Here is a 15,743-nt window from a genome sequence, read left to right as displayed (position 1 = left end):
GGATAAAGCGCGATCAGTCTTTGCCCTGGCTGTCCAGCAATGCGCGATTATAGGCCTTGAGCACATCTTCATGGTTCAAAATACCGATCACCAAACGCGCGCTGGTATCCGACAGAACCGGCAAATCGTGCTCGCCGGTGCGTTCCAGCATGCGCAGGCCGCTTTCCAGAGTGTCAGAGGCATAAATTACCGCCGGATTTGCACGCATTATTTCTGCAGCGCGCACCAGATGGTTCAGATCCGGATCAAAGGCTTCTTCGGGCAGATCGGCAAAGGAAATGATACCGGTAAGGGCACCGTTTTCATCGACAACCATCAGCTTTCCGCCGCCTTGGGCCACCAGATGCCGGCGGACTTCAAAAATGCTGGCGCTTTTGGGCACTGTGGAGAAAATTGTGCGCATGACCGCCTTTGTGCCCGTGGATTTCAACAAATGGGAGGCTTTCCCCGATTCCAGATTAAGCCCGCGTCGTTCAAGCTGGCGTAGAAAAAATGAAGGCGCATAGGCAAAATGGGTAATCATCGACGACAGGGCCGCAGCAACCATCACGGCCATGGTCACTTCATAATCGCCGGTCAGTTCAAACACGATCAGGATGGTGGACATGGGCGCTCCCAAGACCGAGGACGCAAAAGCCCCCATACCAACCACCGCATAAACGCCCGGTCCGGACGTGAAATCGGGAAACATGCTTGCGGTCACCACCCCGAAGGCGCCGCCCAGCATGGCCCCGGTGAATAAGGCGGGTGAAAAAACACCGGTGCCGAATCGCGCCGCTGTGCAAAGGGCGGTGAGGGCAATTTTGCCAAGAAACAGGGCAATCAAAAGCCCGAAGCCATAACTGCCCTTAAGCGCGCTATCGGTGCCTTCATAGCCAACGCCGATCACTTCGGGCAGCCAGATGGCCACAATCCCCACACAAGCGCCACCCACGGGAGGAAAGACCCAATCGGGCAGGCTGGAGATATGGCGGCGCAGATCGGTGGCCCAAAAGATCGACTGCATGAAGAGGATGGCTCCCACCGCCGATAAAATCCCCAACAGGCCAAAAGCGGGAAATTCCCACAAGGATGCAATTTCCAAAGGGGGAACGGTGAAGGCGGGGAAATTGCCCAGATGAATCCGTGAAACGATGGTGCCGGCAACGCCCGCCACCACAATGGGTGCAAAGGCATGCAGAGCATAATGGCCCACCACCACTTCCAAAGCGAAGATCACCCCGGCAATGGGGGCATTGAACGAGGCGGCGACCCCGCTGGCCACACCGCAACCCACCAAGGTGCGCATCACCGCCGGCGATAGATGAAGGCGTTGCGAGAAAAACGAGGCAATGGCTGCCGCCAGATGAACCACGGGGCCTTCGCGGCCCACCGACGAACCAAAGCCCAGAGCCGTTGCATTGGACACCGCATTGGCCAAGGCAGCCCGAAAGTCCATGCGTCCATCGCGCAACGCCACCGATTCCACCACTTCCGATACCCCTTGCGGGCGGCCATCGGGCAAGAACCATTTCAGCAGCAAAGCAACCACTATGCCACCGGCCACCGGGGCCAAAAGCATGTGCCACCAAGGCAACCGGATGATCCCGGCAATCAGTTGTTCTTCGCTGGCGCCAAAGGCCAGATAGCCCCAGGCATTGATCAGCAAGCGAAAGCCGATGGCTCCATATCCCGCCAGCGTGCCGATCCCGATGGCCAGCACAAACAGGATGGAATGGTCATAGCGCAGCCGGCCCAGCATTCCCATAATGGCCGCGCGCATTCGGTGGCTTGTTGATGGGCGTTGCATGATTCGTCGTTGCCTTGGTTATTTGCAGGTCCCTATCGAGCCTTCGGCGCAAATGGTGGTGCCATCGATCCATGTGGCTCCGGTAAAATCGGTTCGATAAAGATCGGCATCTTCCAGCCGCGCCTGGGTCAGATTTGCGCCGCCGAGATTGGTCTGGAACAGTCGGGCACCGCGCAGATCCGCATGGCTCAGATCCGCGCCGCTCAGATCCGCCTTGGTGAAATCCGCATCGATCAGATTGGCTCCGGATAAATTTACGTTTTTAAGGCTGGCAGACATGAATTTTGCCCTCCGCCCATCCAGCCCCGATAAATTGGCGCGGTCCAGAGTGGCGCGGCTAAAGCTGCTGTCGCGCACAATGCCGTTTTGAATGTCGATATCTTGAAATTGCCGCCCATTCATGAAACAGCGGGTCCATTCCACGCCGGGGCGGGGCGCATCGCTGCATCCGGCAAAGGCCGGGACGGAAAGGCTCATCAGGAAGGTTGCCCATAACAAGGCAGAAAACCGCATAAGACCTGAGGAAGGAAGAGGCGAGGGGCGATGATAACGGGTCAAGGGCGATCCCTTCTCATGGGTTGGTGTACGGCTATGGAAACATCTGCTTTCGGATTGCAATATGCCCCAAGACTGCCACACAGTCCTTATGTGATAAGCGTATCGGATATGTGGCTGCAAGGATTTGGTTTTCAACGATGGTCATCAAGCCGTTAAAAGACCGCACGGATATGAACGACACAGCGTTGGATGCGTCGGAAAAAGGGGCACGGCGCTGGCGTCTGGCGGGCTGGATATCGGCTGGTCTGCTGGTGGTTTTGCTTGGTCTTGTGCTGATTGCCCCCGGTCTGATCGATTGGACGGCCTATAAAGGCCGCTTTGAAACGATGATGAGCACGGCTTTGGGGCGGCAGGTTGTTATCGCCGGAGATTTGTCTTTTCGCACCCTGCCCACGCCCGCATTGCGGGCGGCGGATGTGCGGATTGGCAATGTTCCCGATGGGCGTGCCGACTATCTGGCCAAGGCTGAACGGTTGGATGCCGTGGTGGCGCTGTTCCCTTTGCTGCGCGGTGATATCCGGATACGGCGTATTGAATTGATCGCTCCGGAGATTGCCTTGGAGCGGGCGGCGGATGGCCGGGGTAACTGGCTATTGGGCGGAGAGGCACCAAAGGAGACGGATATTCCCGAAACCGACAGCGCCATGGCGGCCATCAGCGTGGATGATTTTGTCGTCAGAAAAGGCACGCTCAGCTTTTATGACGCGCAATCGATGCAGGAGTTCAAGGCCAGTGCTATCGAGCTTCGGCTTGTGGCAGAGTCGCTTTCCGGACCGTTTCAGGGGCAGGCCCGGATGCAGGTGGCCGATGTGCCGCTGGACCTTTCCATAAAGGCCAGCCGCTTTGAACGGGCGGCGCGGGTGCCAGTTTCGGTTACAATGATGGTGCGCGATGCCAAAGCCACTTTGTCGGGCTGGTTTCGCCTGCAAGATGCCGATGCCCATAGGCCGCAAATGGCCTTGTCGGCAGGAATAAATATCCCGGATCTGGCTGTTTTGCTGGGCGATATGGGCAATATGGCGTCGCACCCGCTCCCCGTCATCGCCGGACTGGACCAACCATTCTCCCTTGAGGGGGATTTGTCGGTGGATGGCGATATCCGGTTGAGCGATCTGCGCGGAAAATTTGCCGCAACGACCTTAAGCGGTGCGCTTTTATATATCATGGAAGATGATCCGGCGCTGACCGCGACCGTGCGCGCCGACCAGATCGATCTGGACCCGTTTTTTGCCAAAGATGCGGTGGAAGCGGCCGCGGCGGAAGGGGCATCCATCTTTTCGGAAAAAACGGTGAACTGGCCCGATGTGCCAGAGGATTTGGCGCTGACCCTGTCTTTGGCGGTGGATGCGGCCCATTATCGTGGTGGCATGATCAGCCGCGCCACCATGGAACTGCACAGCGAAGACGGTGTGTTGGTGATCGAACAGGCGCGGGCCAATCTACCCGGCGCATCAAGCCTGTCTTTGAACGGGCAGCTTATGCAAATGGGGGAAAATCCCCAACTGGCAGGAACATTAAAGGCATCGTCGAGCAATGTGCGTGCGGTTTTGGATTGGTTGGAGATCGCGCTTCCCATCCCAAGGGATCGGCTGTCCAGCCTTGTTTTTGAAAGCGCTGTGAAGGCCACCCCCAATGACATAGCGTTTGATGATCTTAGCCTTGTTTTGGATGCCAGCCGACTGGAAGGGACGGCGCTGATGGCCTTTGGGACGGATCAGTCTGCTCTGGAGGCGGATATCCGCGTCGATCGTTTGGCCCTTGATGATTATTTCTTGCCGCCCGCGCCTGATGCGCCGCCTTTTGACAGGGTGGATTTGTCGCGCAGGGCCAATGATATGCTGGTTGATCCCGAGAGCCTTGATCTGCGCTTGAAGCTGGCATTGGGCCGATTGAGTGCTTTTGGGCAGGAACTGCGCGATGTGCAGCTTGTTCTGGATCGGCATATGGATGCCCTGACGGTGGAAAGGGCCGCCTTTAAAAATCAGGAAGGGGCCGATTTTGGCTTTTCCGGGCGGGTGCAGGCAGGGGACGACATTCCCGGCATCGATATGCTGGTGCGGGGCAGCTTGCCGGATCTGGCCCGCGCGGTGGATGCGCTGGCCGTTACATCCCTGCCATTTTTGCGCTCTGTGGGGTCTGTTACATTTGAAGGGCGCATTGCCGGCGCCTTGACCGATATGGAGGTGGATCTTGGCGGGCAGCTTGCGGGCGGACGCCTGACAGCGCGGGGCAAGGCTGGCTCGGTTCTTGATCCAAAGGCAGGCATATTGGATATGGATTTGACAGTGGATCATCCGTCCCATCGGGCTTTGGCTGCGCGTTTTGGTTTTGATGCCTTGGCCCATGGCGATGCCTTGCCGGTGCATCTGGAGGCGCAGCTGTCCGGACCGGCAATGGGCCTTGATGTGGCCGGGGAGGGGCGCCTTTTGGGCGGTCAGATGGATGTGACCGGACAAATGGCGGGCCATGATGGCGCGCAAACTCTTGAACTGGATATAACGGCCACGCATCCTGAACTGGCGCAGCTGGTGCGGCAAGTGATCCCGGATTATCGGCCACGCAAGGCGGAACTGGGGCCGCTCTCCGGCCATCTGTCCGTTGCTTATGACGCGTCGTCCCACCGGCTGGGGTTGAAGATCGCGCCGTCAGAAATGGGGCCGAGTCGCGTTTCAGGCACATTGGATGTGATTTTGGCAAAAGACCGGCCCTTTCTGACGGCAGAGCTGGATTTGGGGGCGATGCCGCTGTCGGATTTTCTGCCCCCCGCCTCTACAGGAATTATGCCAGCCCGGAAAACCGGCACTCGCCGCTGGTCGCAAGAGCCTTTGGCCTTGGAAGGACTGCGCGGTTTTGACGGTACTTTGGCGCTTGCCGCCCAAGTGATGACGCTTGATCCTTGGAAACTGGATGCGCCGGTGGTGGAAGCCCGACTGGACCAAGGGGTGCTGACCCTGGATGCCGTGACGGGCAAGCTTTTCGGCGGCGATCTGTCGATGTCGGGGGCTCTGGATGTGGGGGGCGTGCCGGATCTGAGCCTGACCTATGCGCTAAAGGACAGCCGCTTTGCCGACATGCTCAAGGCAACACTCGGCCACGGGATCATTGATGGTCAGGGGTCTGTTGCGGGGGCCTTTTCCGCCAAAGGCAATAGCCAATTCGATATGGTGTCGTCTGTCAGCGGTCAAAGCCGAGTCCATATTCAAAATGGCGCGTTGATAGGGGTGGACCTTCCCGGCCTTGTGCGCGGCCTCAAGAGTGCTTCTTCCGCTAAGGAGCTGGGCGCACTTGCTTTTAATGCCTTTTCATCGGGCCAAACTCCGTTCACGGATATGACGGTGGATTTGCAAGCGCAAAAAGGCCTTGTGCAAATGGCCCCGATGCGGACCGCTCTTGCGGCGGGGCAGATGGAAAGCCGCGCCAGTCTGGATCTTGGGGCCTGGGCGCTTTCAATGACCGGCACAGTCCGCCTTGAAGACTATCCCGATGCGCCGCCCATCGGGTTTGATTTGGGGGGAGCCGTTTCCAACCCCACCATCGCCCTTGATACCGACCCATTGCTGCGCTGGCGGGCGTCCCAATTGGCGACATCGGTGTTCAAACGGCTGGATATACCCGGATCGGACCTTTTGAAGGCTCCGGATGTGGTGGGCACCAAGCCAAGGCCGGATGTGCCGTTAAAGGAAGATGCTCCGACAGAAACCCCGCCAAAACCGTGACCCTAACGCCCCGCTTCGCGCTTCAAGTTCTCCAGCACCAATAAGCGCAAGGCACTGGAGAGATTGGTTTCGCGCTGTTCGTCGATAGCGGTGACAAGGGCGTTGATAGAGAGCCCGCGATGATGGGCAATGCGGGTTATTTCATCCCAGAAAGCCGGCTCAAGCGAAATGCTGGTGCGGTGTCCGCGGATCAGAACAGATCGCTTGGCCGGGCTTTTTCTTGTCATGACCAAGGCTCAGTCTTTGGGATGCACCATGTCTTTGGGGCGCACCACCCGGTCAAATTCTTCTGCCGTTACATATCCAAGGGATAGCGCCGCTTCTTTCAATGTAGCCCCGGATTTATGGGCTTTTTTGGCCACTTCCGTAGCTTTGTCATAGCCGATGGTGGGGGCAAGAGCCGTCACCAGCATCAGCGATTCATTGAGCAGCGTTGTGATGCGGTCTTCATTGGCTGCAATGCCAGCGACACAGCGGTCGGTGAAGGAACGCGCCCCGTCGGCCAAAAGGCGGATGGATTGCAGCAGATTATAGATCATCACCGGCTTGTAGACATTCAGTTCCATATGCCCGTTGGACCCTGCGACGGTCACCGCCACATGATTGCCCATCACCTGTGCGCACACCATGGTCATGGCTTCGCATTGGGTGGGGTTCACCTTGCCCGGCATGATCGACGAGCCCGGCTCGTTTTCCGGCAGGACCAGTTCACCAAGGCCGCACCGCGGGCCAGAGCCCAGCAAGCGGATGTCATTGGCGATTTTCATCAAGGACACGGCGATGCTGTTCATGGCGCCAGAGGCTTCCACCAAGGCATCATGGGCGGCCAATGCTTCAAATTTATTCTCGGCCGTAACAAAGGGCAGACCGGTGATGGCCGCGATTTCTTGCGCCACACGTTCGGCGAAGCCGGGCTTTGAATTGATGCCGGTGCCCACAGCGGTGCCGCCCTGTGCCAGTTGATAAAGGGCGGGCAGAACGGCTTTGGCGCGGCGCAGGGATTGCTTGACCTGATGCACATAGCCGGAGAATTCCTGACCCAGCGTCAGGGGCGTGGCATCTTGCAAATGGGTGCGACCGATCTTGACGATGTCTTTGAAGGCGTCGGCTTTTTGCTCCAGCGCTTTTAAAAGATGCTCCAAAGACGGGATCAGGCGGTGATGGATTTCTTCCACCGCCGCCACATGCATGGCCGTGGGGAAGGTATCGTTGGAGCTTTGCGAGCGGTTGCAATGATCATTGGGATGCACCGGATCTTTCGATCCCAGTTCGCCACCCAGAATTTCAATGGCGCGATTGGCGATCACCTCATTGGCATTCATATTGGATTGGGTACCCGATCCGGTTTGCCATACCACCAGCGGAAAATGATTGTTGAGCTTGCCGTCGATCACTTCTTGTGCGGCTTGGTCGATGGCTTTGCCGATGCGGCTATCCAGATTATCCAGCGCCATATTGGCCCGCGCGGCCCCTTGCTTCACAATGCCCAAGGCGCGCACCACCGGCAGCGGCATGGTTTCGCCACCAATGGGGAAATTGATCAAGGAGCGTTGAGTTTGCGCGCCCCAATAGCGGTCGGCGGGAACGTCCAGTTTTCCAAAGCTATCGCGCTCGGTGCGCACACCATTCTCGGACATATCTTATCTCCTGCAACGGGTCTTGTGACGGCCAAAGGCAACGGCTCGGCAGTGCCGGTCCGTTTTGGCCGAATGATGGGGCAGATCAGGTCTTTTTACGAAAGGCATCCAATGCGACGACTTTGTTATCATCATTGGGGGTGCCATCATCGTCGTGATTGGTATCCTGTGCATCGGATTCCGGCTCGGCAGAGACAGTATCCAGGGCAACGGGTTCGTCCCCGGCACCGGAGTCGCCAGCCTCTTCGTCGCGCCCATGCTCGTCTTGAAACTGTAAAGCGAACTGCACGGAGGGATCGACAAAGCCGACCACCGCATTGAACGGAATCACCAGCCGTTCCGGCTTATGATTGAAGGATAACCCGATAACGAAATGATCGTCAGCCACCTCCAGCCCCCAGAAGCGATGCTGCACAACGATGGTCATATCATCGGGATAACGCTTTTTCAGATGCTCGGGGATGATGACGCCAGGGGCGCGGGTACGGAAAGCGATATAGAAATGATGGGCGCCGGGAAGCCCCTCGCGCATGACACGACGCAATATTTCACGCACGACGCCGCGCAACGCATCTTGCACCATTTCATCATAGTTGAATTGAGATTCGGACATGGATGCAATCTTGACCTGTGCCTTTTAAGGAAAAAACGGGCCGACATTCGGACTCGACGCCCTTATAGTCCTTCATATCTGTACTGGCCAGCCGGTTTAAAGGGCTGGGGTCGCAATCTTGGAGAATGCGGCTTTCCATCGATGCATAATTGTTATGGAGTAATTCTCACAAATGGCTGATTTTTATCGTTTTTTCGCAAGAATTATTGTTCTGGCCGGTATTGTTTTCCCGATTGCAGCTTTTTCCCAGACCCCGCCTTTGAATGCGCCTTCCCCGGATCTTGCCTTTCCCCATGAGCGGAATGTTTTTGGACTTGCGCCCGATCCTGCCATCCAGTGGGGGCGGCTGGATACGGGCCTGCGCTATGCCATCATGGAAAACAAAACGCCGCGCGATCAGGCCAGCTTGCAATTGCGTGTGGATGTGGGATCGCTGGATGAAGTGCCGGAACTTGGCGGCATTGCGCATTTTCTTGAACATCTGGCCTTTCAGAAAACCATCCGCCGCCCCGATGAAGGATTGTTCACAGAACTGGAGCGTTTGGGCCTGCAATCGGGGGCCGATAGCAATGCCACCACCGGGCTGGAGGCAACCACATATTATCTGACTGTGCCCGGCTCCGGGATCGACCGCATCTCCCGCGCATTGGATATTTTCCGCGATATTTCTGATGGCCTGTTGCTGACAGAAGAGGATGTGGAGCAAGAACGGGATGTGGTGATAAGCGAATTGGTGTCGCGCGATAGCAGCGCGGCGCAATCTTCAAAAATCCGGATGCGCTTTTTGACGCCCGGTGCAAAAGCCGCAGAACAATGGCCCGCTGGCACGCGAGAGAGCCTTCATGCCATCAGCCGCGAGGATCTGCTGGCGTTTTACCAAGCCCATTACCGGCCTGAAAAAATGCTGCTGGTGCTGGTGGGGGATTTTGATGCCGAAGCGGTGGAAGCGGAAGTGCGCGCCCGCTTTGCCGATTTTAAAGGCAAGGGCGTGGCGGCCCCGGATGTGAGTGAGGAACTGACCATATCCTTGCCGCAGGCCCCGCGCGCCCTAAGCCATGTGGAAGAAAGCCTGCGTCCTTCTATTACCGTATATTTTGAACAGCCAGCAAAGAGCATTGCCAGCCAATCCCTTGGCTATAGCGGTGCCTATCGGCTGCAAAAGGCCGATGAAGATACACGGCGGGCCGTTTTGAAGCGCGGATTGGCGCTGGATTTTGCCATGGGGGCCTATCGCCGCCGCTTGCAAGATCTGATGTTTGCCGATGATGCGGGGTTCAGCTCTGGCGGGCCATTTGGCGATCATATCCCCCGTGCCGCCTATTTTGCGGGGTTTCAATTCACCCCCGTTGGCGATGATTGGCGCACCGCCCTTCATGTGGCGCGGCGTGAACTGGACCGGTTGCTGGCTTTTGGCATCACAGAGCAAGAACTGGATCTGATGCGCCGGAGCCAGATCACAAGTTTAAAGGCCAGCGCCGATCGGGCCGATACCCGCAGTTCGGGTGCGTTGGCATCGAATATCCTTCGGTCGACGGCGGCGGATTTCGTGGCGCGGCATCCGTCTGCGCTGTTGGCGGATTTGATGGATGTGGTGGACCAACTCAGCCTTGAGGATGTGAAGGCCGCATTAAAGGATCGTTATGAAGGCAAGGCTCCGGCCATTTTCGTGCGCTTGCAAAACAGCGATGGGCCGGTGAGCGAAGCGGAGATTTTGGCCGAATGGGCGGCGGCAGGGGAAACGCCATTGCAGCCGTGGCAACCATCTGACGACAAGGCCTTTGCCTATCAGGTGTTTGGCGAACCCGGCGAGATCGTTTCCCAAGAACATATCGAGGATTTCGATTTCGAGCGCCTGACCTTTGCCAACAATGTGGTGGCACAGATCAAGGACAGCGATCTGGAACGCAATACCGTGCGCTTTTCGATCCGGCTGGGCAATGGCTTGTCCGCTTTTGCGCCCGATGAAGCGGGGCTGATGGCCAAAGCCGGTCAATGGGCCACATTGGGGGGGCTTGGGGCCCATGATTTTCAGGAATTGTCGCGGTTGTTTGCCGATAAAAACATGTCGGTACAATTGTCTATCGATGGGGGCGGGGTGCGGATTTTAGGGGCCGCCATGCGTGCGGATCTGCCCATTGCCCTGCAATATGCCGCCGCACTATTGACCGATCCGGCGTTCCGGCCCGATGCGGTGCCAATTTACGAACGGTCCATGACGCAGCTTTTCGCCGGGTTGCGGGCCAGCCCGCAATCGGTTCTGCGTGCCGAAGGGGTGCCGTTTATCTTTTCGGGCGACCAGCGCCGCGTGGGCTTCCCTGCCGATCTGGAGGCGGCCCTTGCGCCAGACCGGGAAACGGTGGTGAAGCGCCTGACCCCCTTATTGGCCCATGAATTTTTGGAAGTCTCTTTGGTGGGGGACATCCGGGTTTTGGAAGCACAAACGCTGTTGGCCAATACATTGGGGGCGTTGCCAGAGCGGGCTGCGGAGCCGGACTTGGCCGGACCCATTCTCCCCCAATTCGCGGACAATGGGGCCAAGGCTGCCTTTACCTATGATGGCCATGATGCGGGATCGCGGGTGTCGCTTTACTGGCCGGTGCGGGACGGTGTGGAGCGCCCCAGGGCTTTGGCGCTGCATTTGATGACCAGCGTGCTTGATATTCTGGCGCGGGAAGATGTGCGCGAGGCCGGAGGGTTGTCTTATTCGCCGCAAGCCTCATGGCAATTGGATTCGTCCTTGGGATATCGCGGGCTGATCGCGTTGTCCGCTGATAGCGATAGCGCCCGCAGCCATGAGGTGGTGGAGGCGCTGTCGGCATTGCTGGAAAGGGTGGCGCAAACAGCCCCCAGTGATGATTTGCTGGAACGCGCCCGCCAGCCGGTGATGGAACAGCTTGGCCGTTGGCGCGATAGCAATCAGGGCTGGTTGTTCGGCATGCTGGAAGGGCTGTCGCATGCTCCTGAGCGGTTAAAGCGTTACCGCACGGTGGAAGCGGATTATCGGGCTGTTACCGCAAAGCAGGTGCAGGATGCGGCCATTTGGCTTTTAAAAACCGGCGCTCCTATTGAAATCGTGGTGAGCCCCATAAGCATAGAGGGCAACGCCACAAAAGAGGCAAAGGCACCAGATGCGCCCTGATGAAAGCACAGGGCGATAAAGGGAGCCGATATAGGGGACTGCGGGAAGTGGAGGGCTTTTTGTTGCCCGGTGCCCTCCGAACCGCGGGAATGCTTCTGTTACCCGGTGCACCCCTGATTACCGTGCTGATTGCTCTGCAATCTTGACCGCTAGGTCTTAATTACGCTGCAACAGCAAATGCCTCGTTATCATTGGCATTTGTGAATTTGGCCCATCACGGTGGTACCATACCGAGCAGAAAGTATCGCCTTTGAGCACATGTCGATCCTATTTCGCCCCCATCAGCAGCGATCGCTTCCCCGGCCTATATGCCTTTATGGGCTTCAATCGCTGATGGTGGAGGCGCCGGGTACCGCCCCCGGGTCCATAATGCCTATTCCACGCACCGTTTACTGCCATAGTCGGTTGCCCGACAGCGCCTATATAAGCATTTTTGGCGAAGGTTTAAAGAGGCTTGCGTTTATCAATGCACAAAGGCCCAATGGCAGGCGTGATAAAGGGGCGAAAAGCCTGTGTGATGGCGGGAAGGGAAAGCTCTTATGGATCAACTGGCGGCATTGCGGGTGTTTTTGAAGGTTGCCGAAAGAGGCAGTTTTTCCATGGCTGCGCGCAGCCTGAATCAGTCAAAATCCGCCGTATCGAAGCTGGTTTCGGCTTTGGAAGACCATTTGGGAGCGCGGTTGTTTTATCGCACCACACGGCAGGTGAGCCTGACGGAAGAAGGGCGCGCTTATGTGCAACGGGCGACGCGGATTCTGGAGGATCTGGCCGATGCGGACAATGCGGTGTCCAGCCTTAATGCGGAACCGCGTGGCACATTGCGTATAAGCTGTGCTCTGGATTTCGGGCTTCGCCATGTGGCCCCGGCCTTGCCGGAATTTCTGGGCCAGTATCCCGATTTGAAGATAGATGTGGATTTCAACGATCGATTCGTTGATCTGGTGGAAGAAGGCTATGATCTGGCTTTGCGCATTGGCAGCTTATCGGATTCCAGCCTGATTGCCCGGAAGATTGCCGTGGCGCGAATGGTGGTGGCGGCCAGCCCTGCCTATTTGTCACGCTCTGGCACACCGCTCAGTCCTGCGGATTTGGCCGGCCATGATTGTCTTTTATATCGCGGGCGCAACAATTCTGGTGAGTGGGCCTTTACTGGCTCCGATGGGCAAAGCCAGTCGGTGCGGGTGTCCGGCCCGATGCGGGCCAATAATGGGGATGCATTGAAAGAAGCCGCGCGCCACGGACTGGGGATCGTGGCCATTCCCGATTTTCTTTTGGGCGCGGATCTGGAGCAAGAGGGCCTTGTGGAAATCCTGAGCGATTATCAGCAAGCTCTTTTGCCGGTGCAGTCAATCTATCCGCCCAACCGGCACCTTTCCACCAAGGTGCGGCGCTTTATCGATTATCTGGCGCAACGCTTCTCGACAAGGCCCGGCTGGGGGAATGGGGCGGACCATATCGTCCATAAATCCTGAGCGGCGCCATTTATGAATATGTGGCCCAAGAAATCGAAAAAGGGCGCTGCGGCTTGTTGGTAAAGATGCAGCGCCTTTTTTCTTATGCTTGATTTTCGTGGCTATCCCTGCGGATGGCTTCAAGGAAACTGTCAATTTTGTTCGACAAGGTTTCTGTCAGCGTAAACACATCGCCAGCCAGTTGCCGCACATCGGACATGGAGCCGCCGATATTGCCTGCCGACAAGGATACTTCGGCAATATTGGACGAGACATCCTCGCTGCGGCCCGCCGCTTCTGTCACGGCGCGGGTGATTTCGTTGATGGCCTGTGCCTGTTCGTCGATCATCGAGGTGATCTCGTCGGAAATGGTGCTGACCCGTGTGATGGTGGTGTCCAGCCGCTTATTGGCGCTCACCGCTTCCTGGGTGGCGGACTGGACAGAAGAAATCTGGCTGGCAATTTCCTTGGTGGCTTGTGCCGTTTGCCCCGCAAGGGCTTTCACTTCATTGGCAACCACGGCAAAGCCCCGGCCTGCCTCGCCCGCCCGCGCCGCTTCAATGGTGGCATTCAAGGCCAGCAGATTGGTTTGCCCGGCGATATCGTCGATCAGCTTGACCACATGGCCGATCTTTTCCACATAGCCTGCAAGGCTGTCGATCACTTCGCCGGCGGCTTTTGCCTCCTTGGACGCTTCGCCCGATGCGCCGGACGAGCGTTGTACCTGTTCGTTCATCTGCTGCACCGAGGCAGAGAGTTCTTCGGCGGCCGCGGCTGCGGTGCGCACATTGTCGGCGCTGCTGTCGGCGGCATTGGAAACGGTGGTGCTGGAGGCGCTCATGGCCTCGATGGCGGTGCTTACTTCGCTGGCATTGTTGCGCATCCGCTGGACGGCATCGGTTACGCTTTTCAGCGTGCTCACCACTTCTTGCTCGAAGTTTTTGCCATGCTCTTCCAAAAGCGCTTCGGCACTTTCGCGCACCATTTCATGATTGGTGGACGACATGATCTCGTTCATCAAAAAATTGTGCCGGTTGAGCGCCACCACGGCCTTGGCGCGGCCTTCGCGGTTTTCGATTCCTTCGATCACATATGTGATGAACATGTCATAGACGGTGGCATAAGCGGGAAGATAGAATTTCGGGCTCAATCCGATACGGTGCATATAGGCGCCGCGCTCGGAAATGACCTGACCATAGCGGCGATCCATTGGTGCGGTGAACATGAAATGCCAGAATTCCACCTGCCGCTTTTTGATTTGTTCCAACCGTGATGTATCGATGGCGTTTTGCGCTTCTTCATGGATCAGAAGATTGTCGAAGAATGTTTGCAATATGGTGTCGATATTCGGCTCGATAATCGGCCATAAAAGACACAGATCGTCGCGGAGCTTGCCCCCCGCGGCAAAATTCTGGATGCGGCTATTCATTTCGAGCTTGAACGTGATATCGCTCAGCTCTTCCAGAATTCCGGTTTTTGTTTTAACACTCAGACTTGTTTCGCTCATGATACCCCCGACGCCCGTTTAGGCAGTATTGTCTCTTGCCCAAGCACTATCGAACCACAGAGTTAAAAGGCCCTTAAAATTTGAACGATCTCTGACTGCTTTTATGGGCTTGATGATCGGAAACATTTGCAGCCCTGAATAGAAGAACGGTAATATTTTCGATGAAACAGTATCTTGACTTGTTGCGCCATGTGCGAACGCAAGGCACGTTCAAACAAGACCGCACAGGAACGGGGACCTACTCGGTTTTCGGGCATCAGATGCGCTTCGATCTGGAGCAGGGCTTTCCGCTTCTCACCACGAAAAAACTGCATTTGCGGTCAATCATTTACGAGCTTTTGTGGTTTTTGCGCGGCGACACCAATATCCGCTGGTTGCAAGAAAACAAAGTTCGCATCTGGGATGAATGGGCCGATGAAAAGGGCGAGCTTGGCCCGGTTTATGGCAAGCAATGGCGGGCATGGGAAGCGGCGGATGGCCGGGTGATCGACCAGATATCCAATGTGGTCGAGGCCATCAAGAAAACCCCCGATAGCCGGCGGTTGATCGTATCTGCGTGGAATGTGGCGGATGTGGATCACATGGCTTTGCCGCCGTGCCATTGCCTGTTTCAATTCTATGTGGCCGATGGGCGTTTATCGTGCCAGCTTTACCAGCGTTCGGCGGATATTTTTTTGGGTGTGCCGTTCAATATTGCCTCTTATGCGTTGCTGACCATGATGATGGCCCAAGAAACAGGGCTGCGTCCGGGGGATTTTGTCCATAGCTTTGGCGATGCGCATCTTTATAGCAATCATGTGGAACAGGCGGATCTGCAGCTTGGCCGGACGCCGCGCCCTTTGCCGAAGATGATCCTCAATCCGCAGCGCACATCCCTCGAGGCGTTTCAATATGAAGATTTTCGCCTTGAGGATTATGACCCCCATCCGCATATCAAGGCCCCCGTTGCCGTTTAAAGGCCGCGAACCATTTTTGTCTTTGATCGTTTCTGCTTTGTGGCAGGAACAACCAGACAGAGGTGGTACAATGGCCAAGAGCGGGCAGACTTATGAGTCTTTAAAGGCAACATTGGACGAATGGGAAGCCGAGCTGGAAAAGATGGAGGCGAAAGCCCGCAAATTCCGGGCGGAAAAGCAGGCGGAATTTGATTCTTATGTCAAGCAGGCGCGTTCCCAGCGCGACGAGGCCCATGACCGGATCAGCAAGCTGCAAAAAGCCAGCGAGCATGCCATGGGCGATATTCGCAAAGGGGCGGAAAAAGCGCTTGATGATTTAAATGACGCGATGAAACGCGCCAGAGCCCATTATCGCTAAGGCCAGTTTTTATCACTAG

11 protein-coding genes and 1 other RNA gene are annotated in these 15,743 nt (G+C 56.8%); 5 read left to right on the top strand and 7 right to left on the bottom strand.

All coding sequences use genetic code 11. The features are described from left to right. Positions 1–13: 13 nt before the first annotated feature. A complete protein-coding gene (locus IEX96_RS06015) occupies positions 14–1,789 on the bottom strand; it encodes a chloride channel protein (RefSeq protein ID WP_188873619.1) in 1,776 nt (591 codons plus the stop codon). Positions 1,790–1,807: 18 nt separating this feature from the next. Continuing rightward, on the bottom strand, positions 1,808–2,266 hold the full coding sequence (locus tag IEX96_RS06010) for a pentapeptide repeat-containing protein (RefSeq protein ID WP_229773565.1): 459 nt from the start codon (positions 2,264–2,266) through the stop codon (positions 1,808–1,810). A 251-nt stretch (positions 2,267–2,517) separates the two neighbouring features. Between IEX96_RS06010 and IEX96_RS06005 the strand changes: the two genes are divergently transcribed. After that, positions 2,518–6,063, top strand: a complete 3,546-nt coding sequence (locus IEX96_RS06005) for an AsmA family protein (RefSeq protein WP_188873618.1) — start codon at positions 2,518–2,520, stop codon at positions 6,061–6,063. A gap of 2 nt (positions 6,064–6,065) precedes the next feature. Here IEX96_RS06005 and IEX96_RS06000 read toward each other — a convergent pair whose 3' ends face one another. The 3 genes from IEX96_RS06000 to IEX96_RS05990 all read right to left on the bottom strand — a co-directional run bounded on the left by IEX96_RS06000 (position 6,066) and on the right by IEX96_RS05990 (position 8,313). Next, the gene (locus tag IEX96_RS06000; RefSeq protein ID WP_150004941.1) at positions 6,066–6,290 is read right to left on the bottom strand and encodes a ribbon-helix-helix domain-containing protein; all 225 of its coding nucleotides are present in this window, start codon (positions 6,288–6,290) and stop codon (positions 6,066–6,068) included. 9 nt (positions 6,291–6,299) lie between these two features. Then, positions 6,300–7,700, bottom strand: coding sequence for a class II fumarate hydratase (fumC, locus tag IEX96_RS05995; protein ID WP_150004942.1), 1,401 nt, complete (start codon positions 7,698–7,700; stop codon positions 6,300–6,302). 85 nt (positions 7,701–7,785) lie between these two features. Next, positions 7,786–8,313 (bottom strand): SspB family protein, encoded by a 528-nt coding sequence (locus IEX96_RS05990; RefSeq protein WP_150004943.1) that lies wholly within the window; start codon positions 8,311–8,313, stop codon positions 7,786–7,788. A 172-nt stretch (positions 8,314–8,485) separates the two neighbouring features. On the opposite strand from IEX96_RS05990, the gene IEX96_RS05985 reads away from it, so the two are divergent. After that, complete coding sequence (locus IEX96_RS05985; RefSeq protein WP_150004944.1) at positions 8,486–11,452, top strand: M16 family metallopeptidase; 2,967 nt, start codon at positions 8,486–8,488, stop codon at positions 11,450–11,452. A gap of 84 nt (positions 11,453–11,536) precedes the next feature. On the opposite strand, the gene ssrA is transcribed toward IEX96_RS05985, so the two are convergent. After that, positions 11,537–11,905: a transfer-messenger RNA gene (gene ssrA / locus IEX96_RS05980) on the bottom strand. 86 nt (positions 11,906–11,991) lie between these two features. Here ssrA and IEX96_RS05975 point away from each other — a divergent pair. Then, entirely contained in the window at positions 11,992–12,924 is a 933-nt protein-coding gene (locus IEX96_RS05975; RefSeq protein ID WP_188873617.1) for a LysR family transcriptional regulator, read from the top strand. An 82-nt stretch (positions 12,925–13,006) separates the two neighbouring features. Here IEX96_RS05975 and IEX96_RS05970 read toward each other — a convergent pair whose 3' ends face one another. Next, entirely contained in the window at positions 13,007–14,410 is a 1,404-nt protein-coding gene (locus IEX96_RS05970) for a globin-coupled sensor protein (RefSeq protein WP_150004945.1), read from the bottom strand. Positions 14,411–14,571: 161 nt separating this feature from the next. Here IEX96_RS05970 and IEX96_RS05965 point away from each other — a divergent pair, with 161 nt between their 5' ends. Both IEX96_RS05965 and IEX96_RS05960 read left to right on the top strand, forming a co-directional pair. After that, positions 14,572–15,366: a thymidylate synthase gene (locus IEX96_RS05965; RefSeq protein ID WP_150004946.1), complete on the top strand. Its 795-nt coding sequence runs from the start codon at positions 14,572–14,574 to the stop codon at positions 15,364–15,366. A gap of 70 nt (positions 15,367–15,436) precedes the next feature. Further along, on the top strand, positions 15,437–15,724 hold the full coding sequence (locus IEX96_RS05960) for a sll1863 family stress response protein (protein WP_150004947.1): 288 nt from the start codon (positions 15,437–15,439) through the stop codon (positions 15,722–15,724). Positions 15,725–15,743 lie beyond the last annotated feature (19 nt).

Origin of the sequence: Iodidimonas muriae (assembly GCF_014647255.1) — a bacterium.
Lineage (GTDB): Bacteria > Pseudomonadota > Alphaproteobacteria > Sphingomonadales > Rhodothalassiaceae > Iodidimonas > Iodidimonas muriae.
The sequence above is the reverse complement of the archived record's forward strand: the minus strand, read 5'-3'. Positions and strand labels throughout refer to the sequence as shown.